The 22,934-nt window shown below is 67.3% G+C and carries 13 protein-coding genes and 1 pseudogene; 8 read left to right on the top strand and 6 right to left on the bottom strand.

What is annotated here, in order from left to right; genetic code table 11:
• The first annotated feature begins 100 nt into the window (after positions 1-100).
• Positions 101-964 (top strand): diaminopimelate epimerase, encoded by an 864-nt coding sequence (dapF, locus tag ACIRPK_RS35285; RefSeq protein WP_403046629.1) that lies wholly within the window; start codon positions 101-103, stop codon positions 962-964.
• An 80-nt stretch (positions 965-1,044) separates the two neighbouring features.
• Positions 1,045-1,188 (top strand): annotated as a pseudogene (locus ACIRPK_RS35290) (IS5/IS1182 family transposase); the annotation flags it as partial.
• 382 nt (positions 1,189-1,570) lie between these two features.
• On the opposite strand, the gene ACIRPK_RS35295 reads toward ACIRPK_RS35290, so the two are convergent.
• Together ACIRPK_RS35295 and ACIRPK_RS35300 are read right to left on the bottom strand one after the other, a co-directional pair.
• The gene (locus tag ACIRPK_RS35295) at positions 1,571-1,834 is read right to left on the bottom strand and encodes a hypothetical protein (RefSeq protein WP_403046631.1); all 264 of its coding nucleotides are present in this window, start codon (positions 1,832-1,834) and stop codon (positions 1,571-1,573) included.
• 618 nt (positions 1,835-2,452) lie between these two features.
• Entirely contained in the window at positions 2,453-5,965 is a 3,513-nt protein-coding gene (locus ACIRPK_RS35300) for a LamG-like jellyroll fold domain-containing protein (RefSeq protein ID WP_403046632.1), read from the bottom strand.
• Here ACIRPK_RS35300 and ACIRPK_RS35305 point away from each other — a divergent pair.
• From ACIRPK_RS35305 to ACIRPK_RS35315, 3 genes are all read left to right on the top strand, one after another.
• Positions 5,964-6,380, top strand: a complete 417-nt coding sequence (locus ACIRPK_RS35305) for a hypothetical protein (protein ID WP_403046633.1) — start codon at positions 5,964-5,966, stop codon at positions 6,378-6,380. The two genes, ACIRPK_RS35300 and ACIRPK_RS35305, sit on opposite strands and share 2 nt — an antisense overlap.
• 251 nt (positions 6,381-6,631) lie before the next feature.
• Positions 6,632-14,239 (top strand): RHS repeat-associated core domain-containing protein, encoded by a 7,608-nt coding sequence (locus tag ACIRPK_RS35310; protein WP_403046635.1) that lies wholly within the window; start codon positions 6,632-6,634, stop codon positions 14,237-14,239.
• Positions 14,240-14,344: 105 nt separating this feature from the next.
• Entirely contained in the window at positions 14,345-15,076 is a 732-nt protein-coding gene (locus ACIRPK_RS35315; RefSeq protein ID WP_403046637.1) for a hypothetical protein, read from the top strand.
• Between the two features lie 169 nt (positions 15,077-15,245).
• On the opposite strand, the gene ACIRPK_RS35320 is transcribed toward ACIRPK_RS35315, so the two are convergent.
• Genes ACIRPK_RS35320 through ACIRPK_RS35330 form a run of 3 tightly spaced genes read right to left on the bottom strand, consistent with a single transcriptional unit; the run spans position 15,246 to position 18,354 of the window.
• The gene (locus ACIRPK_RS35320; protein WP_403046639.1) at positions 15,246-16,520 is read right to left on the bottom strand and encodes a tyrosine-type recombinase/integrase; all 1,275 of its coding nucleotides are present in this window, start codon (positions 16,518-16,520) and stop codon (positions 15,246-15,248) included.
• Positions 16,520-16,705, bottom strand: coding sequence for a helix-turn-helix domain-containing protein (locus ACIRPK_RS35325; RefSeq protein WP_403046640.1), 186 nt, complete (start codon positions 16,703-16,705; stop codon positions 16,520-16,522). The genes ACIRPK_RS35320 and ACIRPK_RS35325 overlap by 1 nt, the downstream gene beginning before the upstream one ends.
• The gene (locus ACIRPK_RS35330; protein ID WP_403046641.1) at positions 16,702-18,354 is read right to left on the bottom strand and encodes a replication initiator; all 1,653 of its coding nucleotides are present in this window, start codon (positions 18,352-18,354) and stop codon (positions 16,702-16,704) included. The genes ACIRPK_RS35325 and ACIRPK_RS35330 overlap by 4 nt, the downstream gene beginning before the upstream one ends.
• 325 nt (positions 18,355-18,679) lie before the next feature.
• Here ACIRPK_RS35330 and ACIRPK_RS35335 point away from each other — a divergent pair, with 325 nt between their 5' ends.
• Positions 18,680-19,078 (top strand): winged helix-turn-helix domain-containing protein, encoded by a 399-nt coding sequence (locus ACIRPK_RS35335; protein ID WP_403046643.1) that lies wholly within the window; start codon positions 18,680-18,682, stop codon positions 19,076-19,078.
• A gap of 532 nt (positions 19,079-19,610) precedes the next feature.
• Here the strand turns inward: ACIRPK_RS35335 and ACIRPK_RS35340 are convergent.
• On the bottom strand, positions 19,611-20,813 hold the full coding sequence (locus tag ACIRPK_RS35340; RefSeq protein ID WP_403046644.1) for a transcriptional regulator: 1,203 nt from the start codon (positions 20,811-20,813) through the stop codon (positions 19,611-19,613).
• A gap of 106 nt (positions 20,814-20,919) precedes the next feature.
• On the opposite strand from ACIRPK_RS35340, the gene ACIRPK_RS35345 reads away from it, so the two are divergent.
• Together ACIRPK_RS35345 and ACIRPK_RS35350 are read left to right on the top strand one after the other, a co-directional pair.
• Positions 20,920-21,093, top strand: a complete 174-nt coding sequence (locus ACIRPK_RS35345; RefSeq protein ID WP_403046645.1) for a hypothetical protein — start codon at positions 20,920-20,922, stop codon at positions 21,091-21,093.
• Positions 21,090-21,332 carry a hypothetical protein gene (locus ACIRPK_RS35350; RefSeq protein WP_403046646.1) on the top strand — a complete coding sequence of 81 codons (243 nt, stop codon included), beginning with the start codon at positions 21,090-21,092 and terminating at the stop codon, positions 21,330-21,332. Before ACIRPK_RS35345 ends, ACIRPK_RS35350 begins: the two co-directional genes overlap by 4 nt.
• The last annotated feature ends 1,602 nt before the right edge of the window (positions 21,333-22,934 follow it).

Here is a 22,934-nt window from a genome sequence, read left to right on the forward strand (position 1 = left end):
ACGACACGACACGTCACCACTCCCCGAGACCGCCGACCCCATTCCTGAACAGCGGAAACACAGCCCTCAAGCCCGGAAAGACAACAGCCACTGAGACCACGTGACCAGCAACGGCCTCCCCTTCGGCAAAGGCCACGGCACGGAGAACGACTTCCTCCTCGTACCGGACCCGCACAACCAGCTCGCCTTCCACCCGCACGACGTCATCCGCCTCTGCGACCGCAGAAGCGGCATCGGCGCCGATGGCCTGCTGCGCGTCATCCGGTCCGCAGCCCACCCCGACGCCACCACGATGGCCTCCGAGGCCGAATGGTTCATGGACTACTGGAACCCCGACGGGACCACCGCCCAGATGTGCGGCAACGGCATCCGGGTCTTCGCCCGCTATCTCGTCGACACCGGACGGGCCCTGCCCGGGCGCCTCGCCATCGCCACCCGCGCCGGCATCCGCCACGTCGACATCGACACTAACGACAACATCACCGTCGACATGGGCCGACCCGTCCTACCCGGCCCCGACGGCATCAACGTCACCGCCGCCGGACACAGCTGGCCCGCTCTGCACGTCGACGTCGGCAACCCCCACGCCGTCGCCTTGGTCGACAGTCTCGACCACCCCGGCGACCTGCGCACCTCCCCCCTCGTGGAACCGACCACCGCCTACCCGCACGGTGTCAGCGTCGAGTTCGTCACCGTCCTCGGACCGGGCCACCTGGCCCTGCGCGTCCACGAGCGCGGCGTCGGCGAGACCCGCTCCTGCGGGACCGGCGCGGTGGCCGCCGTGACCGCCGTCCGTCACCTCCGCGGCGCCCATGCCGACCGATACACGGTCGACGTGCCCGGCGGCCGACTCGCCGTCACCGTCCAGAGCGACGGCACCATGCGGCTCAGCGGCCCTGCCGTCCTCGTCGCCCATGGCTTCGCCTACCCCGACCGGAGCACCCGCCCAACCCCGCCCACCTGACCTCCTCATTGTCGGGTGGCCACCCCACGGCGGCCACCCGACAACACGCAGCGGCCATGCCCGTCAGGGCGTTTGCTGCGGGCTGGCTGATGAACCACCGCCGCCTGGCCCGCGACTACGAGGCACTCCCAGCCCGCTCCGAAGCCATGATTCACATCGTGATGATCAACCTCATGACCCGCCGCCTCACCGGCGAAGCCACCCCCACCTGGCGCGGAACTTGACCCTCAAAACCGGGAACGAAACACCCAGTCAGTACTCCTCGTCCGGGCCACTGGAAACGACCGGTCGGAAGCCGAGGCTCTGGCGCACCTTCGGTGGTGACGGAGTGTTATGTAAGTGCCGATATGGGCGGCCGTCGAGAGTTCCACAGGTCGAGTCGACTCAGGGCGTCCGCAGAAAGTGGGGCGCCCCCGGGGCACCGGGTGCCTGCTGGTAGGCCCGCCCAGGCCTGCTTGCCTGGGCATCTCCATCCGAAGGCCCAGGTCAGCGCGCCGTCGAAATCTGACCGTCACTTTTGGCAACCGAAATGACCTCCGTCACCACCGAATGTGCGCCACAGCCAGTCGCTGGACAGACCCTGTCCGGGGCGGTCGGGTCCGCAGGTCAGCGCATTTTGGCGCAGGCCTGCCCACCGGGGAGCGACATGTACAAGATGTAGCCGTTACCGACGGACAGCAGCGAGACTTGGTGTTGTCCGCCTGTGCCGTAGCCGATGTCGGTGATCTTGAGGCACAGTGCGTGCGCCTGCTCGGGGGTGGTGTCCTCGGTGGTGTAGACGGTCATGGAACGGCCCTCGATCAGGGTGCCGTCGGCGAGGGCCGACGCGTTGAGGACGTTGCCGTCAAGGACGTGGGGAATGCAGCGCACGTCGTCGGGGAGGCCCTCCGAGGTGCCACCGTACCCACTGGAGGTGGGCTTCGGTGACGCGCACCCAGGGGCCGGTGTGGCCGAGACACTGCTCGGCACGGAGGCGCTGGCGCTCGTAGGAGCGGGCGTAGCTCGGTCTGCGGTGTCCGGGGAGCACCCGGTCAGCAGCAGCCCTGCGATGGCCGATCCGATAAGTGTCAGGCCCGATATTTTGCGTGTGAGCAAGACGTTCCCTCCCCCAAGATCGTCGTCAGCTTAGAGCATCATGCCCGTGCACAGGAGGCGATGCGCTGACGATCTTGATGGGCGTGGGCTTGGACGATTCTGCTCAGTCGTGGCGTCCTGGCCGACTTCCTCTGCACGGCTCCGTGCGGCTCGCGAGATTGTCGACGGGCATGAGCGCGCCGGGGGTGAAATCGCCACTTTCGCATGCCATGAACTGCTTGGTTGGCCCTCGGTGATCGCTCCGCTAGCGCTCGGCAATGGCGTGGTCCCCGTCCGAGCTCGGGCCGGATGGGCAGCTGCCGACAGCTGCCCCTTGCGGCGGCTCGGCCATGGCTGCCCCGACGCGCTGCGGGCCTGCCCCGAGGTGGGTGCAGGCCCGCAGGTGGGTCAGTGTCAGCTGTTGTAGAGGTTGGTGACCTGTGCGCTGGTGAGGGGGTAGGGGTAGGTGCGGATGTCGCTGGTGGCGCCGGCTGTCAGGTTGCTGACGGGGTGGTTGGTGGCGGCGTCGGCGCCGATGGTGACGGGGCCGGTGGCGTTCCAGGGGGTGGGGTTGGTGTCGGAGCCTGCGTACTGGCCGTTGACGTAGAGCGTCATGGCTTTGGTGTCGGCGTCGAAGGTGGCCACCAGGTTGGTCCAGACGTTCAGTTGGGGCGGGGTGGCGGCGCTGGCATGGTGGTAGATGCCGGTTCCGTAGTCATCCGCGCCAGGGGCGACGAAGGACCAGGCGTTGTAGGCCTTGGAGTACTGGAGGTAGTAGGCGCCGCGGTCGTTGCCGTTTTGGGTGACGAAGGTTTCGTAGTTGTCGGTGTTGGTGAGTTTGACCCAGGCTGAGACTGAGTAGCTCTTGCTGGTGTCGAGTGCGGGCTTCTCGCTCTTGTAGTAGGTGCCGTTGAGGTTGGCGGCGCCGTTGGCGGTGTTCTTGTGGTCGGTGGTCCAGCTGAGTGGGCCGACGCCGGTTGCCTTGTTGATGCCGGCACTGTCGGATGCCTGGGTGCCGGTGGTGCTTGCGCTGCTGAGGGGCCATTGGTCAGCGCCGGTGCGGGTGGTCAGGACGGTGGTGGGGCCGGGAGACCACTGCCAGGTGGGGGCGGTGCTGGTGCCGGTGCGCTTGCCGGTCCAGATCTGGATGTCGCCGGCGCGGGTGATGGCCCACAGGGTGGAGGATCCGCTGCCGGTGAGGTCGCCGTCTGAGCCGATGCGGGGCCAGGTGTCGTAGTCGACGGCGCCGGTCTTGACGCTGGTGGCGATACCCGTGATGACGGGGTAGCTGATACCGCCGCCGAAGGGGTCGCTGACAGTGTCGGTGCCGAGGGTGAAGGTGTAGGCCCAGAGTTCCTGGGTGGTTCGGTTGCGGGCCCAGATGCCGGGGTGTCCTTGTCCGGCCCAGTCGCCTGCGGGGATCAGGTCGACGTTCTTCCACCCGGTGGGGGAGATCTTGATGGGGTTGCCCAGAGTGCGGTCGCCGATGCTGGGGTAGTACCAGAGGGCGCCGTCTCCGGCGGGGTTGGTCTCGATGGTGAGCAGGCCCGTGCGGTTCTGGAACTGCTTGCTGGCGTTGAGGTCGGTGGTTGAAGGGTCCCCGAGGGCGGCGATGCTGGCGGTCGTGGACCAGTCGGTGGCGAAGTAGCCCGCGCAGTCCCTGCTGACGGCGGTCACAGTGCACGCGCTCGGCTTGCCCAGGGATATCGAGCTGTCGAGGAAGCCGGTGACGCCGGCGTTCCCGGGGTTCTGGTAGACGTTCAGGGCAGCTTCGCCGTCCTTGTGGACCAGGACCTCATCGACGCTCTTGCCGCCCTGCAGGCTGCCGCGGTGGGTGATGCGGTCGTCGGTTGCCCACGTGGTGCCGTTGGGTGCGCTGGTGCCTCTGGAGGCGATGCTGCCTGCGGTGCTGGTGGCGTTGGGGTTGCCGGGGACGGTGTAGGCGCGAAGGCTCCCCTGGGCGTCGGCGGCGAGGATGTCGGGAGTGCTGTCGCCGGTGACGTCACCGAACACGGGCGCGGGCCCGTTGGGATTCCAGGGGACGTAGAAGGGGTAATGGCCGGTGGGGGAGAGGTTGCCGGCCTTGTCCTGGGCCTGAACGTAGAGGATGTTGGTGCCCCAGCGGGTGGGGGTGACCGGGATCTGGCTGGTGGGCATGGCGGTGCCGCACTGCCATGCCGCGCCCGTGAGTTGGGGGTCGAAGCTCCAGCGCAGGCAGGCCAGGCCGGAGGCGCCGAGTCCGCTGGGGTTGGGGTCGGCGGTGCCGGTGATCGGGATGGTGCCGGTCTTGCCCACGGCGAGCTTGGTGACCTGGCCGTTGCCGGACGGGGGGAACTGGGTGTTGAGGTCGGTCACCGTTGCCGGGAACCTCACCTGCGGGGGCGTCAGGTCGGCTTTGAAGTGGCAGGTCGCCGTCGAGGGTGACCAGTCGACCAGTTGGTCGCCCGCGAAGATGCTGAAGCCGTAGGCGTGGCCGTCCTGGATCGCACCGGCTTTGACCTTCCACGACGCGGTGGTGCCACTGCCCACCAGGGCTGACCACCCTCCGTCGACGTCGGGTGCCCCAGGGAGGTTGTAGTCCCAGATGTGGGTCCAGGAGTAGAGCTGGGCCTGGACGGGGCTGGTGACGGTGGCGTCCAGGGAGATGGCGCCGGCCTGTTGGGAGCCTGCGCCTTCCCAGGCCCATGCGTTGGAGTCGTTGGTGTCGCAGGCTTGGTAGGCGCTGGTCGTGTTGACGATGCGGGGCGCGGGTGAGGCGCCGGGGTTGGTGGGCTGGTAGGGGATGCGGTCGTACTCGATGTAGAGCGATGGCTGGTAGGTGAAGCGCTTGAAGGCGTTCTGGTTACTCTCGTTGCCGTAGAGGCCGAAGGTGAGCTGGCCGTTGTTGACGTACGTCTGGAGCGTACCGGTGACGTCGTACTGGAACGGCACGTTGTTGTAGCAGTTGGTGTGACCGGAACCGCCGACCGTCCGCTGGCCCAGTGAGCCGCCGATCTTGCCGGGCTGGTTGCCCCACCTGGTACCGCTGTCGATGGCACCGGTGTGGAAAAGGTCCAGGGGGTAGGTGTTGGTACAGGACCAGTCCGCGGAGACGTACTCCTCAAGGTTCATCGTCGCGTAGTGGACTACTGCGCCCCTGAGCGGGTTGATGTCGTACTGGTAGAACGTCCGGTATGTGTCGGTGGGGCTGCAGCTGCCGCCGGCTGCGTAGTAGCCGCAGATGCCCACACCTGGGTGGTCCTGGTCGTTGCTGCCGGTGCGCTGCCAGTTGTTGGCGTCGGGGTGCGCGGACTGCACCCAGGTCCAGGCGTTGGCCGAGGGGCCCCAGGGGAGCCAGGCCGGGTCGATGAAGTACGGGGCCGTGCCGTTCGAGAGCAGGTTTTGCGAGGGGGTGAGGCTGACGCCGGCCGCGTCCGTGGTGACGGCCATCGCGGCGGTCTTCGAGTTTGCGCCGGGGCCTTCGGCGGTGCTGACCGTTGCCGCCTTCGGGGTGCCGTCATTGCCGCCGGTGTCGGAAGTGGCTTGGGTCTGGGCGGGCGCCCTCAAGGCCGAGGCGCTGTTCTTCGCGGCTGGTGCAGCGGGGTTGGCAGCGGTGGTGCTGTCCCACATCTGCGGGGCCGGGGCCGTCCAGCGCGGTTTCCCGTCCGAAGCGGCGGCGGTGAGGTTGCCTGCCTGGTCGGTGCTGATGGTGACGCCGTCCACGGTGGTTCCGAACCGGAGGGTCTTCAGCTGGGGGCTGGACGCTGCGGCCTGTGTCTTGACCACGAACACGGTGGTCAGGCCGCCGAGCTTGGTGGCGGTGGCCTTGAGGTCCACGTCCGGCACGACGTTCGCGTACACCAGGCCGTCGCCATCGGCGTCCACCGTCGGCACCGGCAGGGTGAACGGGGCGGACAGGGAGAGCTTCTTTCCGTCGGTGCTGGCCATGGTTGCCAGCGGCCCGTCGCCGCCATTCGACATTCTCAAACCCGATACGGAGGACTTCGGCGAGTACGTACCGTCCGTATTCGCCGCCAGCGTCGCATCGAGCGTTGTCCAGCCCGTTTCGCGGCGAATGCGCTGTTGGTCGGGATGCGAGGTGACCGCCAGATGTCCTCCTGGGGTGGCGGCCGTTTCGGTGAACTCACTCGTCATCGAATCGATCACGACGTTCTTGCCCGTGCTCTTCGCCTTCGCGAACGCCCGGTCGGCCTCCGTCTCGGGCCGCTGCTTGGCACGCTCGGAGTCCAACGCCGCGATCTCGCTCGACGACGGCATGGGAGTCGGATCTGCGGCGAACGCGACAGGGCTGGTCAGGCTGAGGGCGGTGGCGAAGGCCCCGCCGACCGCCCACAGGCGTTGAGCGGCTGGGCCGCGGCGTCTGGTCACAGTGGGAACTCCGATGCTGAGGAACCCTCCGAGCGCGCGTGCACAGAGGTCGACAGCACGCTCGCCCATATCAGTCGATCTCCACAATCCAAATAGCCGCCAATTGGTCCGCTTTACGGTACTGATCCCCGATATGTTGACAGTGTGACATGGATCACTGAGGACAATGGAATCGAACCCCGGCAGCCATAGGCGAGTCATTGATAGGCTCTTGCAGCCATTCTCATGATCGCTTATTTCGAGCTTCGATCCCTGGGGGCATTCTCTGTGACATCAAAATCCATTTTGGACCGCCAGCAATTCATGCTAGGGCGGCAAGGTAGAAATCTTTCCCTCGCCGCCGCTGCCGGTGTTCTCGTATCACTGCTCGCGCCGGTGTCGGTGGCCGCCGCGGCCGGACCGGACTATTCGCGCAAATGGTCGCCGTCGAACACGGCACTGCCGACGACCGCCTCCGTCCGGGGCAAGAACGTGGACAACATCCCGGTCACGGCTCCCAGCCACCCGGTGCCGCCCACCTGGCAGCCGCCGAAGACCACGCGACCGGCCCCCCAGGGCCACGCCGACGTTCACCTTGGAACGGTTGCCGCCGCGCAGGGTCGCAGCGCGGGGCAGAGTCCACAGGCAGGCTCCGAAGCCGGCGCCACCGGCCTCCCCCTGTCCCTTGCTCCGCTCGCCGGATCCTCCGTCGTCGACCAGGTGGTGAAGGTCGACCTGGTGGACCCGAAGGCCGCGACTGCTGCGGGCATACCCGGGCCGGTCATCAGCCTCTCCCGTGACGGCGAGTACGCCGCCGGCCCGGTCCGCCTCTCCCTCGACACCGGCACCCTCGCCGAGAGCTATGGTGCGAACTGGGCCGCACGCGCCCAACTCGTGAGTCTGCCGGCCTGCTCCCTCACCACTCCCGACGTCGCTGGTTGCCTCCAGCAGACTGCCGTGCCGTCTCGCTACGACGCTGCCGCCAAGAAGCTCGTCGCCGACGTGACGCTGCCCGGCGACGACGGCACGGCCACGACCCGTATCCAATCCCTGAACGCCGCTCCGGCCCCAGCACCCGCATCCGCACAGTCAGTTGTGCTCGCCGCGGTGTCCGGCTCCTCCAGCGGCGCCGGCACCTACTCCGCGACCCCGCTGAACATCTCCCAGGCCTGGTCGGCCGGCTCGTCCTCCGGTGCTTTCACGTACTCTTCACCGATCCAGGTGCCGCCGTCCTTCGGCAGCCAGGCGCCTGCTGTCGCTTTGTCCTACGACTCGTCGTCGGTGGATGGGAAGACCTCCGCCGCCAATGCCCAGGCGTCCTGGATCGGTGACGGCTGGGACTACAGTTCCGGTTTCGTCGAGCGAAGCTACCGGCCCTGCTCCAAGGCCGGCATCACCAAGTCCGGCGACCAGTGCTGGGCAGGCGCGAACCTGACGCTTTCGCTTGCCGGCCACTCAGGTGAAGTCGTACCCAACGATGCCTCCTGCCAGACAGGTGCGGCCGCCGCCATGGAGCAGTCTGCGTGCACGTGGCGTATCAAGGGCGACGACGGCAGCAAGGTGCAGTTCCTCACCGGCGCCACCAACGGCACCTGGAACGGCTCCTACATCAAGGTCACCGATACGGCCGGTACTGTCTTCTACTTCGGCCTCTCCCACCTCCCCGACGCCTCGGGCAACCCGTCCACCAAGGGCCCAGATTCGGGATCTGCCTGGACCGTGCCGGTGTACTCACCCAACAGTGGTGACCCGTGCTACGACCCGGCCAAGGGCAAAGCGTCCTGGTGCCAGAGCGCCTGGCGCTGGAACCTCGACTACGTCGTCGACCCGCACGGCAACCTCACCACCTACACCTACACCCCCGAGGCGAACTTCTACGCCCGGGGCGGCGGCCAGAACAGCGGCACCGGAGCCAACAGCTCCTACACCCGCGGCGGCGTCCTCGCCTCCATCGGCTACGGCCAGCTCCTGAGCGACCAGATCACCGCGAACGGTACCTACAACCCCGCCGCGAAGATCGACTTCGTCAGCGACGAGCGCTGCGTTACCTCGGTCGCCGCCTGCAACCCGGCCAACCGCACCCAGGCCAACGCCGGCAACTGGCCCGACGTCCCCATCGACCAGCAGTGCGGACAGAGCGGCACCTGCACCAACTACGGGCCCACGTACTGGACATCGAAGTGGCTGGCCTCGATCACCACCAAGGTCCGCTACAACGGCGCCTACCAGGACGTCGACGCCTACGCGCTCACCCACAGGTTCGTCAACGTCGTCAACACCACCGAATCCACCCAGGTTCCCTGGCTCGCCTCGGTGCAGCGCACCGCCAAGGACACCCAGGCCTCGTCCACCCAAGTGCCCCTACCGCCGGTCTCCTTCACCGAGATGCTGCTGCGCAACCGGGTCGACGGCACCAACCTGGTGCCCTCCCGGCCCGACTACAACCGGCCCCGGATCCAGCTGATCACCACCGAGACCGGCAGCACCATCGGCGTGGACTACTACCCCGCCGACTGCTCCCGCGTCAGCAACACCATGCCGGCCTCGGCAGACGGCAACACCCGGTCCTGTTACAACGTCAAGTGGCACGTCCCGAACGAGCAATCCGGCGCCGACCCGGTCGACGACTGGTTCCTTCGATACCCGGTCAAGACCGTCACCCTGAACCCGAACACCCCGGGCGCCACGGCCATGACCACCGGGTACTCCTACGGCAACGCCGCCTGGCACCGCAACGACTCGCCCTTCACCGACACCAAGGACCGCACCTGGGACAACTTCCGAGGCTACGCCAACGTCACCACCACCACCGGCAGCGGAAGTGACGGCCCCAAGTCGCAGAAGACCGTCACCTACCACCAGGGCATGGACGGCGACATCACCGCCAGCGGCACGGCACGCATCGCGAAGGTCGCCGGCCCGAGGAGTGGTCCGGTCACCGACTCCGACTGGCTCAACGGCCAGGCCCTGGAGACCGACACCTACGACAAGGCCGGCGGCACCATCACCGCCTACGCCGTCAGCACCAGCTCCGGGCCAGTCCCCACCGCAACCCACAGCCGCACCGGCCTGCCTGACCTGATCGCGCGCTACGGTTCGACGAGTTCGGTGTCCACGGCGAAATCGCTCAAGGCCGACGGCTCATGGCGCACAACCACCAAGACCGCGACCACTGACCCGGACCACAACAACCGGCCGCTCTCCGCGCTTTCCAGTGCCGATGCGCTCCCCGACATCTGCCAGCGCACGACCTACGCCGCCGGACCCGACCCCCAGGTATCAGCTCTCGTCTCCGAACAGGTAAGTGTCAGCGGCGCGAACGCCTGCACCGCAGATGCGACCGAACAGAACACCTCGTCATGGACCCGCGCCTACTACGACGGCAAGCCGCTGAACCAGACCGGGACCAAAACAGAGCCCACATCGCGGGAAAGCATCGAGCGGTTCAACGGGACCAGTCCCGTGTTCACCGTGGACTCGGCGTTCTCCTACGACACGTACGGGCGTGTACTCACCATCACCGACCCCAAGGTCACCGACAACGCTCACAGCAGCGGGGCAGTGGTGACCACCAGCTACTCCGCGCCCCAACCGGGTGAGCTGCCCACAGGTGTCACCGTCAACTACCCGGCGCCAGCGGGAGCGAGCGACCAGGCGGCAGGTCGGAGCACAGTCACCGCTCTCAACAGTGCCCGGTCACTGCCCAAGTCGACCACCGACTCCAACAACCGCGTCACAACCCTCTCCTATGACGCCCTGGGCCGAACCACCGGCGTGTGGCTGCCAGGCAGGGCTACCAACCTGTCAGCCAACACCGCCTACGCCTACGCCGTCCCGGGGGTCGTTGCCGACAAGGTGGTCCCGCCGAGCACCACGACAACGACCCTGGTGGGCGTGGGCTCTGGTACCACTTACAGCTCGGTGAGTTCGACCCAGATCATGGACGGCCTCGGCCGGGTCATCCAGACCCAATCCGCTCCGGCGGTCCGGGCCTACAACACCGGCCGGATCCTCGCCGACACCGCCTACGATTCGTTCGGCCGCGTCATCCGCTCCAACGGCAACTGGTACAACGACGCCGCGCCCCCAGGCACGACGCTCTACCAGACGACGACCGCCGAGGCACCCAACCAGACCCACACCGTCTACGACGGCCTCGGACGGCCCACCACCACCGAATTCGTGGCCTACGGGGTGGTCCAGAGCACGACGACGACCACCTACCCCGGCGTGGACCGCACCGACGTCTCCCCGCCGACCGGATCGACGCCCACGTCCACGGTCACCGACGCCCGCGGCCTCACCACCGCGCTGTGGCAGTACAAGACGGCCACCGCCACCGGTAACCCCGGCGACGCCGACGTCACCACCTACACCTACGACCTTGCGGGTAAGCCGGCGACCCGCAAGGACGCGGCCGCCAACACCTGGTCCTACACCTACGACGTACGCGGCCGGCAGACCTCGGCCACCGACCCCGACACCGGAACCAGCACCATCCGCTACGACGGTGCGGGCCGGATCGCCTCGACCACCGATGCCCGCGGCCGCAGCATCACCTCTACCTACGACCTGCTCGGCCGTGCCACCGCCACCTACGACGGTCTGGCGGTCGACTCCGCCAAGCAGCTGACCGCCCGCACCTACGACACCGTGCTCAAGGGACAGCCCTCCTCCTCCACCCGGTACGTGGGCGGGGCAGCCGGGGCGGCCTACACCAGTGCCGTCCTCGCCTACGACACGGCGTACCACCCCACGAAGACGACGCTGACGATCCCGGGTTCGGAGATCGGCTCCAGCACGCCGTTCACATACACCTACCAGGCGGGCTACGAGCCGGTCACCGGCCTGCTGACGCTCGACAACCGCTCGGCCGTGGGGAACATCGCCGCCGAGACGGTGAACTACAACTACGAGACCTGGGGCCTCCTGAAGTCGTTCGGGGCCTTCGGCGGCTCCACATACGACCTGTCGAACGACTACGACGCCTACGGCAGGCCCATCCGCACCACCGTGAACCCGTGGGGCACCCAGATCGTCGTCACCAACTCCTACGACGAGTCCACCGGACGGCCCCTGTCCCAGTTCGTCGACAAGCAGACCGCCGGGACCGGCGCCGTACAGCAGACGACCTACGCCTACGACGCCTCAGGCCGCATCACGGCCCTGCGCAACATCCCCGACAACGACCCTTCCAAGACCGACCTGCAGTGCTTCAGCTACGACCACCTCAGCCGCCTGACCACCGCCTGGTCCGACACCGGCCAGCTCACCATGGCCCCCCAGCCAGCCGTCGGCGGACGAGGCGCCTGCGCCAACACCACCCCCACCAGCGGCGCCGTCGCACCAGCGACCAACACCGTCGGCGGCGGAACACCGTACTGGCAGGACTACACCTACGACCTCACCGGCAACCGCAAGACCCAGACCCAGCACAACCCGACCGGCGGCAGCGCCCAGGACGCCGTCACAACCCAGACGTTCACCGCCCCCGGCACCGTCAACAACGGCAACGGCAACGGCGGACCGCACGCACTCACCACCCAGACCACCACTGTCAACGGCAACACCACCGCCTACGCCACCAACACCTACGACCAAGCGGGGAACACCACCGCCCAGTACACCTACGCGGCCGGCACCACCGACCTGAACTGGAACACCGAAGGCAAACTCGACACCCATCGGCCGACCGTCCAGATCCAGGGCATCGGCGGCAAGTGCCTCGCCCTGCAAGGCGGCAGCAGCGCCAACAACACCCCGGCCGAGATCACGAACTGTGACGCGACCAGCGCCCAGAAATTCGCCACCGGCGGCAACAAGCTCAAGGTCTACGGCTCCTGCCTGACCGCCATGGGCACCACCGCCGGCTCCGCAATCCAGCTGCAGACCTGCAACGGCACCACCGCACAGACCTGGACGACGCGGACCGACGGCAGCATCGCCAACCCGGCCGGCAACCTGTGCCTGGCCGTCCCCGGCAACGTCACCACCAACGGAATCGACGTAATCCTGGCAGCCTGCGGGACACCAGTCCCCACAGGCCAGAAGTGGACCGTCCCGGACCAGTCCACCACCTACGTCTACGACGCCGACGGCAACCAGCTCATCCGCCACAACCCCGGCAAAACCACCATCACCCTCGGAGGCGACGAACTCACCTACGACACCACCACCAGCCCCACAACCACCACCGGCACCCGCTACTACCAAATGCCCGGCGGCCTCACCCTGGTCCGCCAAGGCACCACCGCCACCTGGCAGATCAACGACCACCACGGCACCGGAAACCTCGCCCTCGACGCCACCACTCTCACCGAAACCCGCCGCCCCACCGACCCGTTCGGCAACCCCCGCGGCACCCAACCCACCGGATGGGCCGGCACCCACGGCTACGTCGGCGGAACCAAGGACGACACCACCGGCCTCACCAACCTCGGCGCCCGCCAATACCAACCCACCACCGGCCGCTTCATCACCCCAGACCCCATCCTCAACCCAGCCGACCCCCAACAATGGAACGGCTACGCCTACAGCAACAACAACCCCGTCAACCTCAGCGACCCTAGCGGCCTGCTCCTCAACTGCGGCGGTGACCGAGCCGACTGCCCCACCGACGGACACACCGGCGGCGACGCCCCAGGCGGCAGCACCGACAGCGGCGGAAGCATCGACGACACCGACGGCACCACCACCGTGGTACCAGGAGTCGAAGTCGACAACAACTGGAGCGGAAAGTACGAATTCCTCGACCGCTTCTACAAGGACTGGGCACGCTGGGAGCGCAGCCCCCACGCCTGGGACTTCACGGTCGGACCCGAACACACCAAGGCGGCAACCGCAGCACTACTGACCCTGAAGGTCTTCAACCTGTGCATGGAACTGCACTGCCCCAAAGATATGTTCAGTGTCTTCGGGGCCATATCAGCCGGAAGCTACTTCGCCGGCGACAACGACCTCAGAGCCACGCTCAACAGCCTGGTGCCGCACAAGCTCTCGACCTCATCAAAGCAACGCTCGCTCAGCACCGCGTGCAAAAACAGCTTCCCCCCGGGAACCCTCGTCCTCAAATCCGACGGATCAGCAACACCAATCGAGGAGCTCACGGTCGGCGACGAAGTCCTCGCCACCGACCCCGAGACCCAATCAACCCAAAGCGAAACCGTCACCGCCACCATCCTCACACCCGACGACCAGGATTTCACCGACCTGACGCTGGCAGCAACAGACGAGCACCAGAGCGCAGCGCAATCGTTCTCAACGATCACCTCCACCCAGCACCACCCCTACTGGGAGGTCACCAAGAAGCACTGGACCGATGCCGTTGACCTGAACCCCGGCGACGAAGTGCTCGCAGCTGATGGCACAACCGTCAAAATCATCGACACCCGCAGCTACCGAACAGGCCCGCGAACTGCCTACAACCTGACCGTCGAGCACCTTCACACGTACTATGTACTGGCCGGAAATACTCCAGTGCTGGTTCATAACGTGGGAAATTGTCCCGTAGATGGGGTTCCTCACGGGGCAATCGGGGAGGCGGCAACGCTTGACCGACTCCAGCAGGGTGGATATACGGATATCACCCAGCAGGTGCGATTCAGGAACAGCAATGGCGATGTCTTCATTGCAGACTTCATTGCGCGAGACGCCAATGGCAACTGGGTTGCCGTTGAAACCAAAACGGGCAATGCGCCATTGACGGAGAATCAAAAGGTTGGATATCCTGAGCTTTCCAAGGGTGGGGCAGTTCTCGATACAAGTAAGCTTGAGCAATATGGAATTAAGCAGGGGACCACAATGAGCATGCCAGTCTCGGTTGATCTTTGGCAGTGCGGCGTGTGTAATCCATGATAGGTAGTGTGCCCCGGGGCAGTTCGAGTCCCTGGGGCAGGCTATCCATCGGTGCATGGGCGGCTCTTCCGTGCGACTCCTGACCGATGCGGCATAATGAGAGTCATGACTACCAGCGGGCAGGAGCTTTCGGCAGCACAGCTCGCCGAACGGCTGATCGGACTAGAAGTTCCCAAAGAAGCCATTGCGGCCGCTGGTGAGTGGATGGCCTATCGGTTGGAGTCAGACGGATTCCAATGGCTGAAAAGTCGAAGCAGCCTGGAGCGTCACCTTGATGGGCGTCTTGAGCGCATGCGACTCGAAGGTAGCCACTGGAACAAGGCTGGCAAGCTGATCGAGTTCAGCATCGTAAGCTTGGAGGTCTTCGATGAAGAACTCCAAGCATGGAGACGGTCGAACTTGGAGCGCACGGTCGAGCGTCCAGGGTCTATGGAGGGAATTGTCTGCGCCACTAGCTTCCTCGATATCTCTCGCGAGGCTAAGGCGATCATCACGCTTCCTGCCAGAAGGCTCGCGGCCGTTGATAGGCTGTACGAGCACGCAAAAGAGGTTGCATTGCCGTGGTTCAAATCCTCTGAGAATCCTGAGGAACTGGCCGAAGCTGTGCCGGACGCACTCCTCCGTCCCACCGGCTTTGCACAGGATCTGCTGGAGCTCCTCGTCAGCCGAGGTCTCTCAGAGGAAGCGCGGTCACTGATTCAGAGAGTTCTTGCGCTCGGGGAATCGCATCGCGATTCATTTACTCAAGGCCGCGATCTTGCTATTAATGGCGAGCGTCCACTATGGCATTCTCCGCAGTCTCTGGGGTGGAGTAGTGAGGTGCTGGGGCTGATTTAATCTCAGGCGACCCGTGCAGATGGGAATATGCATAGCAGCACGCGAGAGGCCCACCAGAATCACGATTCTGGTGGGCCTCTCGGGTGCCTGACGGCAGTAGTTGACGGCAACGTCAGCGGACGGGTGCTGCACAAACGGGTGGTTCAGCGCCGTCGGTGGGTCGGACGGCCTACGTGGCCGGAGCGCGGAGGGCGTTGCCGAGGAGGTCTATGGCGTCGCGTTGGAGGCGGAGTCGGACGTGGGCGTACACCGTCGCGGTCACGCCGATGTGGGCATGGCCGAGAAGCTCCTTGATGACGACGAGCTCGACGCCCTGCTCCAGGAGGAGAGTTGCTGCCGAGTGTCGGAGATCATGAAATCGGATGCGCCGCAAGGCGGCCTGGCGGAGCAGGGCGTTGAAGTGCCGGGTGAGGGTGGTGCCCTCGATCGGATTGCCGTCGGGCCGGGTGAAGACGTAGCCGCTGGCCTTCCAGCCCGTCCCCGCCGCCTCGCGCTCCTGGGCTTGCCGGTCGCGGTGTTGTTCGAGGGAGCGCAGGCGCTCGGTGGGCAGGGCGATGCGTCGTTCCGAGCTGTGGGTCTTGGTCGGGAGGGCGGTGAGGCCGGCGGAGTTGGTGCGTTGGAGGGTGCGGCGGATGTTGGCGGTTGCTCCTGTGAGGTCGAGGTCTTCCCAGCGCAGGCCGAGGAGTTCGCCCTTGCGCAGTCCGGTGCGCAGGGCGAGTTCGAACAGCGCACTGAGGCGGTGGCCGTGGGTGGCGGTGAGGAAGGCGCGGGCTTCCTCGCCGGTGAGGGGTTCGAAGCGGCGGGGGCGGGGTGTGCCCATGCGGACGTTGCGGGCGACGTTGCGCGGGATCTCCTCCTCGCGGACGGCGTGCTCCAGGGCGGACTTGAGGACGGAGTGCACGTAGGCGAGCGTCAGTGGTGAGAGCCGCTTGCGGCAGCAGGTCCCGGCCGCGCAGCACTGGGGCTGGTCGCGGGCGGTGTCGAGGCCGCGTGTGCAGCACTGGCAGGTGGTGCGGAGTTGGTCGAGCCAGGTGCGGACGTCCTTGGCGGTGAGCTTGGCGAGCTTCTTCCGCCCCAGGCCGGGGATGACGTACAGGCGCACGCAGGCGGTGTAGCGGGTGTGGGTGTTTTCCCGGAGCCGGTGGACGGCGACGGTCTCCAGCCAGTAGGTCAGGAACGCGGCCACGCTGCCCTGCGCGGAGGGAGCGGCTATGCCGCGGTTGCTGGTGGCGACCTTATCGGTCAGCAGGGCCAGCGCCTCTTTCCGCGTGCTCCCGTAGACGTGGATGCGCTTGCGGGTGTCACCTGCCGCGAGGACGTATCCGGCGGCTTCCCAGCGGCCGTCTTTGCGCTGGTAGACGGTGCCGTCGCCGTTGGCGCGGACCCTGCGCGAGCCGGTGCCGGGAGTGGAGGTGGAGGTGAGGTTGGTGTCGGGGTTGGTCATCAGGCTGCCTGTTCGAGTTGGTGGTGGACGAGGGCGGTGAGGGCGTGGATGGGGATGCGGCGGGCGCGGCCGATGGTGATGGAGGCGAGTTGCCGGGTGCGGATGAGGTCGTAGACGGTGGAGCGGCTGATCTTCAGGCGCGCCATGACCTCGGGCACGGTCAGCAGCTCGGCATCGGAGGTCACCCGGTCACCTCGATCTGGACGGGTGCGGTCAGCGGGTCGGCGGAGTGACCGGCGCGGTCACTCGCGCGTCGCGCCGGTCGGGGGCGGGCCGACTGCTCGGGTCGGGGCTTTGGTGCGGTGGCCAGGAGGTCGGCGAGGTGGGCGAGTTCGGGCAGGAGGCCGTTTCCGGCGTACTGCCAGTGGGAGATCACCAGGGTCGTGCCCGTATCCACGTGCCGCTTTTTGCTCCCCGCGCGGTGACCGCTGCGGTGACCGGCAGGATCGGTGTGACCGGCGGCCAGGTCAGCACGGTCACTGTGCTGGTCAGTGACCGGCTGGCCCTGATCAGACCGCTGCTGGGCGTCGTCTTGGCGGCCTCGCCAGGCGGTGCGTTCGGCTCGGAGGTGGGTGAGGGTGGTGGAGTAGTGGCGGGTGCGGGTGGAGAAGTGTCCTCGGAAGCCGAGCATGTGGGCCCACTGCCGCAGGCGCAGGTGGGCGTGCTGAGGGTGGGCGCCGAGGTGCCAGGCGGTGTGGATCATTTGGCGGGCGTGGTCGGTGAGGTCGTGCTGGGCGAGTTCGGCGAGGAAGCGCAGTCGGCGGTCGAGGGTGCCGGTGGTGGTTTCTGCTCCCTTGGTGGCGTATTTGGCGATGTAGGCGGCGACGTGCCGGTCGGTGACCGGGGCGTTGCCGGTGAAGTCGGTGCTGCGGATGGCGCGGACGTCGATCTGCCGCCCGAACCGGAACACCATGGACTGTGACGACCGCACCCTGTCGACCTCCCCGGCCTCGGAGCGATGCTGGTGCGGGGCGCGGGTGCGCTGGGCGGCGGCGCGGACAGCATGATCGAGGAGGTCGGTGGTGGCCCAGGCAGGCGCGATGCTGCCGGGTCCAGTGGGTCCGTCGATGCGGATGACGGTGTGGAAGTGGATCTGTCCGCGCTTCTGGTATTCGGCGACCTTGGCGTAGGAGAGGGTCGCGTGGTGGCGCAGGGCGCGCTGAGTGAGTCCGGCGGCGTGCGCGATCTCGCGGCGCAGGTGGCCGGTGAAGCGGGCCCACAGGGCGGGGGCGTGGGCGTTCCACAGCACCGCGCCGGTGTAGTCGTACCGCTGCGGGTTCAGCGGCGTCCCGAGCAGCGGATCGCCGTCACCGTGCCGGGTGCCGCACACGCACGAGGTGGCACCGGGTTGGTTGTGGACGGGGCCGAAGCTGGGGGCGGTGAGGGTGGCGAAGACGCGCGGGTGGGTGGAGACGCTGGCCGGAACCGTCTTGCCGCCGCGCAGTCCGGCGGCGATGAGCTGGTAGGTGTCGTAGCGGTAGACCTTCGAGCAGGAGGGGCAGCGGGTGGCGCGGCGGTTGCCGCACCGCAGGAGGAGTTCGCCGGCCGGGAGGTGGCGGGTGTCGAGGTGGTCCAGGATCTGGCCGGTAGCGGCGTCGAGGCGGGTGCGGTGGCCGGTCATGCGGATGGGGCGGGCGCAGCCGCCCAGCGAGCCGATCTGCCGGGCCAGGGGTGAGAGGTGTCCGGCAGCGGCGAGCTTGGCCAGCCGGGCCGTCAGCCGCCCCCGACGTTCAAGCGCGGAGCCACGGTTCGTGGTTGCGTCGGCCGGGCCGGAGTGCATCGGTACGGCGAACGTTTGGCTTGCGGGGGAGGGGAGTTGGAGCTGTGCGGGCATGGGGGCAGACCTGCGGCAGGGAGAGAGAAAAGCAGAGGGGTGACTGAGGGGTGACCTGGGTGGTCAGCGCGCGGGGGAATGGTGCGCGTGGGTGGTGGGCCGGGGCGTCTGGCCTGGTCAGCGGTGGTGTTCACCAGCGGTGCGTGAAGGTAGCATCGCTTCAACGGCGCATTCAAGTGCATCCCTCCTCATCTGCTTAGGTGGCCTGGTGGGGTGTGGGTACTGTGCCTGGGTTTCCCGTTTTGGACGGGCCGGATTTCGGTGATAGTGGCGCGGGGAGGGCAGGTGGCCTGCAGTGACGGTGGAGCGGCGGAGACGCAGACCGGTGGGCGGCACGGTGCTGCTGACGTTCGAGGTCATCGCCGAAGCTCTGCGGGAGCGGATCGACTCCGGCGGGCTGATGCCGGGGGACGCGTTGCCGACGCAGGCGGTGCTGATGGCGGAGTTCGGGGCCTCCAGCCTGTCCGTGCAGAAGGCCATGGCCCTGCTGAAGCAGGACGGCTATGCGATCTCCCGACCAGGCAAGGGCACCTTCGTCGCCCAGGGTGACGGCGACACCGACGAGGACCCCGACAGTCCGGAGGTGCGGAACCCGCCCGTCGGCGGGACGGCGGCCCGCGTCGAGGCGCTGGAGCTGACACTGGCCCAGACGCTCGACCAGTTCACCGCCCTGCGGGCCCGCGTCGAAGCACTGGAAGCAGGCAACGTCGGGCCTGCCCACTGACCTGACGCCCTTGGCGGACCAGGGGTTGGGGTGGGGGGTGTGCGTCCAGATTTTCTCTACGAGGTTCAAGGCGGGCTCCGCCCGTTGGAGCCGGCCCGACGTCGCCGACCGACCCAGACCAGTCCAGCACCCGAGGCCCTCGTGGACGTCGGCGGTCAGCGGTCAGCCACGTCGTGGGCGGGTTCGACCGGTGCCCGATGGGAGCAAGTTGTGGGGTAAGCGGTGCTTACCCCTGCGCCGACCGGGGCCGGAGCAAGTTGTGGGGTAGGGACTCCCTTGCTCCTGACGGAGCAAGTTGTCGCCGACGACCGTCCTACGGCCGGTTCGCAGGCAAGAGGGTCGGCCAGGGGGCCGACCCTACGGGTTCCATGGCCGGGGCCGCCGAGGGCGCTGTCCGAGACCGCCCCCGCTCCGCAGTGCAAGCCGTCCGCCGAACCGCTGACCGCTCCCGTGCCGAGCGACCAGACCTTGCGCAAGCCCGACGAGTACCGAGCCGACCACAAGCAGCAGACCGAACCCGATCCCCGCGCGATCAGGACGCCAGCAGCTCGGCGACTTCGGGAACGTCGCGGAACGCTCGCAGCCGGTCCAGCACGATGCGCGTGCGCTCGGTGGTGCGTTCGCTGCCGCTCTGCCCCAAGGCGAGCATCCGGGCGGCGGTCCCGGCTGCGGCCTCGGGCTCGTTCGCGTCGGCGTAGGCCACGGCCAGCCACGACAGGTACAGCGCCAACTCTCTCGCGTGACTGGCGTCGTACCGCCCAAGGACGTCCGTCAGCAGCGGCACCGCGCGTAGCGGCCGGTGCAGTTCGGTGTAGACGCGGGCCTCCATGACCTGCAGTTCCCCTGCGTCCATCCAGTACAGGTACGACGGCGACTCGATGCCGTCCGAGTCCTGGGTCAGGGCATCGGCCGCTTCCCCGAGCGCGGCCATCGCCGCTCTGTCCTGCCCGGCGCGGGTGTTTGCCCAGGCCACCCGGTCCAAGTAGAGGGCGCGGGCCTTCGCCGGAGCGTCGGGACCGGCCTCCTCGACGGCAGCAGCAGCCAGGTCGACGGCGTCGCGGGCGCGTCCGGTGTTGCTCCACTGGTAGGCCAGTGAGCCCGCGACGTTGCCCGACAGGACGCCGTCCCCGGCGGCGCGGGCGGAGCTGATTCCGAGCCGGTAGATCCGCTCGGCCTCGGCGTGCTCGCCCGCATCGGAGGCGACCCAACCGGCGATCTGCGCCAACTCGCCAATGACCCGTAGAAGTTCGCGGCCCACGGGTTCGGTGTGGCTGCCCTGGCGGTAGAGCGTGACCGCCGCGCGCAGTTCCCGCAGGGCCGGACCGATCAGGTCCTTGCCATAGACCACGTCATCGGCCAGGCGCAGGCCGTGCACCCGCCGGGCCAGGTCGGTGACCTGCCCCGCCCCGATCCGCCGGCCGGTCCTGGCCCTGAGCGGGGCCAGCGGGTCGCCCTCGGGCAGGAAGTCGGCCACCGTCAGCACGCGCGGGGCAGGTTCCGCCGAGGGGACCGCCTTGGCGGCCTCCAGGAGTTCGCGCGGGACCTCCAGCACCAGGGCGAGAAAGGGCAGCCACGCGCGCGGGGACCTGGTGCCGATCTCCCAGCGGGACACGTCGTTGCGCGTCGGCGGAACCCTGGCGGGGGCGGCCTGGGCCAGGGCGTCGGCCAGCCGTTGCTGACTCCACCCGCGTGCCCGGCGTAGCCGCCGCACCAGTTCTCCGACCGTCTCCCGCACCTGGCCAGCTTGGCAGACACCGGGGCAGACACGCTGGCTCCTCCGCAAGGTTCCAGCCAACGAGAACCTGGCCGGAGGGCACCGAGCGGATGCGAAGGAGCGGGAGATGGACGAACAGACGGCACAGAGGCGGGAACGCCCCGGCCCGGTCTGCGAGGAGTGCGGACGACTCCGCGCGCAGGCCCGCGCCGCCTCGCTGTGCGGGGACCGCTCCCGGCTCAGCGACGTGCGCGTCATGCAGGACCGCCACCGCCGGGCCGAGCACGGACAGGCGGCATGAGCGTGCGCAAGACGATGCGGTTCCGCGACTACCACGTCCGCACCGACGCGACCGCCGAGCCGGTCCGGGTGGCTGTCTGCGTCACCGACGAGGAGCACTGCTGGTGGACCAGCGGCGAACGCACCCGCGCCGATGACGTCACCGCCCTGATCGCCAAGCACGCCAACGAGACAGGCCACCACTGCTACCGCCGCACCGCCACCGACTACGCCACCGTCGAACCCGGCGACTTCCACTGACCCGAGGGCAGAAGGCCAAGCCAGACGCTGCCGGACGCCGAGCCGTCAGGGTGACCGGCCAGTTCACCGGGCTGACCAGAACCGGGCTCCTGGCGAAGCAAGTTGTCCCGGTGGATAACCCAACGGGCTATCCAACGGGAAGAAGGTCGACCCGGGGGCGGGTCTTGCGTCGGCGGGCTCTCCGTCGGGCGGTGGCTGGCACTGCCTCCGGCGGGGAGCGAGACTCCCAGGCGACCCGCCGCCCGTCAGCCCACGCCCCGGCCCCGAGCAGCCGACGCACGAGCCCCGTCCACCGCGCCGACCCGCGAGGCAGCGAATGCCGAGTGGTCTAGACCTCTGACGGCAGTAGTGACGGCAACAACCACGTGCAACGGCGTACCTCGGCGCACTTCGACGGATCCTCAAATAGCCCCTGACCAGCAAAAATGCAGCTAGCGAGCCACCCCGTGCCACACGTACTATGTGCTGGCGGGCATCACGCCGGTCCTAGTACACAATTGCAATGGGGCCAGTGCGACTGCCTCAGAAGGTGCTAGTACGAGTCTGCCCGGCAGTGCAGGGGTCCAAATCCCTGGACGCCTGAACGGCGATCAAATGGCAGCACTGAGTGCGGAACATGGAGTTGAATTCGCCCTCGTTTATCGAACTGGAGCTGGGCGTAATGGTGGTGGAGGGTCGTACTGGCTCTACTCTGGTAGGGAACGGGCCGTGAGCGTTCCTGTCGGCCCAGACGTACGGTTTATCTCGCACACTCATCCTGGCGGTACCGCATACGCGAGCCGAGGCGATTTCAATGTGCTGGCGGCCCTTCGTCAGGCCGGATCTCCGCAGGTCTCCAGTCAGGTCGTCTTGCCTGATGGCTCCGCCATTCGGTACGGAGGGCGCTGGGAGAGAAATGGAGTATTTAATCGGTGAATTTGGAAGAACTGCGAGACCTTTGGGAATCCCCTAAAGGCAAGTACGTCTTGATCAGGGTCGACGAAACGGCCGGTGACGGCGGTCTCGTGATCTATGACGTTGCTGGTCGATCCGTATTCCTGGTAGATGATGACGATCTACACGATCAGGTTATCCGATGCATGCGCGAAGTCGGCGTCTCTGTTATGGATGACTTTCCGAACTAGCTGAACTGGAAGATCTCAGAAGCCTCCCCCGGAACTTCCGGGGGAGGCTTCTGAGCCGTTTGACGGCAGTAGTTGACGGCAACGTCAGCGGACGGAGGAGGCGTAAGACAGCGGGTCGTCGCTGACGGTACAGACCCGTACTAATAGATGCCTCAGCTGAAGCATCGCCCGAAGAAGTGACACCGCGAACAGCCGACCCCGTGATGGCTGATTCGAGGCCAGCTGGAGTGATGCCCTTCCAGGCAGCCCGCCGAAGGTATTCATTGGAATCAGGTGATCGGGACGGTTTTGCCACCGCCTGCGGCGAATCGGTCGCCAATGGCGCGGCCCCTCTCGGCTCGACGCCCACCCTGGAGGGCAGAATCATGACCGGCAGGAAGAAGCCAGGGTCATTGCATGATCGCGATCTGTCCGGGTTGATCACGTGAGGCCGAGGGCTGCCAGGGGTCGGTGGTGGTCGCGGCCGGTGTGGCGGAGG

Origin of the sequence: Kitasatospora sp. NPDC101801, assembly GCF_044766665.1 — a bacterium.
Lineage (GTDB): Bacteria > Actinomycetota > Actinomycetes > Streptomycetales > Streptomycetaceae > Kitasatospora.

Excerpts from the sequence above, each read along its gene's own strand:
- ACIRPK_RS35320 (WP_403046639.1), bottom strand. The coding sequence starts at position 16,520 with ATGACCAACCCCGACACCAACCTCACCTCCACCTCCACTCCCGGCACC.
- ACIRPK_RS35310 (WP_403046635.1), top strand. The coding sequence starts at position 6,632 with ATGATCGCTTATTTCGAGCTTCGATCCCTGGGGGCATTCTCTGTGACA.
- ACIRPK_RS35300 (WP_403046632.1), bottom strand. The coding sequence starts at position 5,965 with ATGGCCAGCACCGACGGAAAGAAGCTCTCCCTGTCCGCCCCGTTCACC.
- ACIRPK_RS35315 (WP_403046637.1), top strand. The coding sequence starts at position 14,345 with ATGACTACCAGCGGGCAGGAGCTTTCGGCAGCACAGCTCGCCGAACGG.
- ACIRPK_RS35350 (WP_403046646.1), top strand. The coding sequence starts at position 21,090 with ATGAGCGTGCGCAAGACGATGCGGTTCCGCGACTACCACGTCCGCACC.
- ACIRPK_RS35305 (WP_403046633.1), top strand. The coding sequence starts at position 5,964 with ATGGTTGCCAGCGGCCCGTCGCCGCCATTCGACATTCTCAAACCCGAT.
- ACIRPK_RS35345 (WP_403046645.1), top strand. The coding sequence starts at position 20,920 with ATGGACGAACAGACGGCACAGAGGCGGGAACGCCCCGGCCCGGTCTGC.
- ACIRPK_RS35330 (WP_403046641.1), bottom strand. The coding sequence starts at position 18,354 with ATGCCCGCACAGCTCCAACTCCCCTCCCCCGCAAGCCAAACGTTCGCC.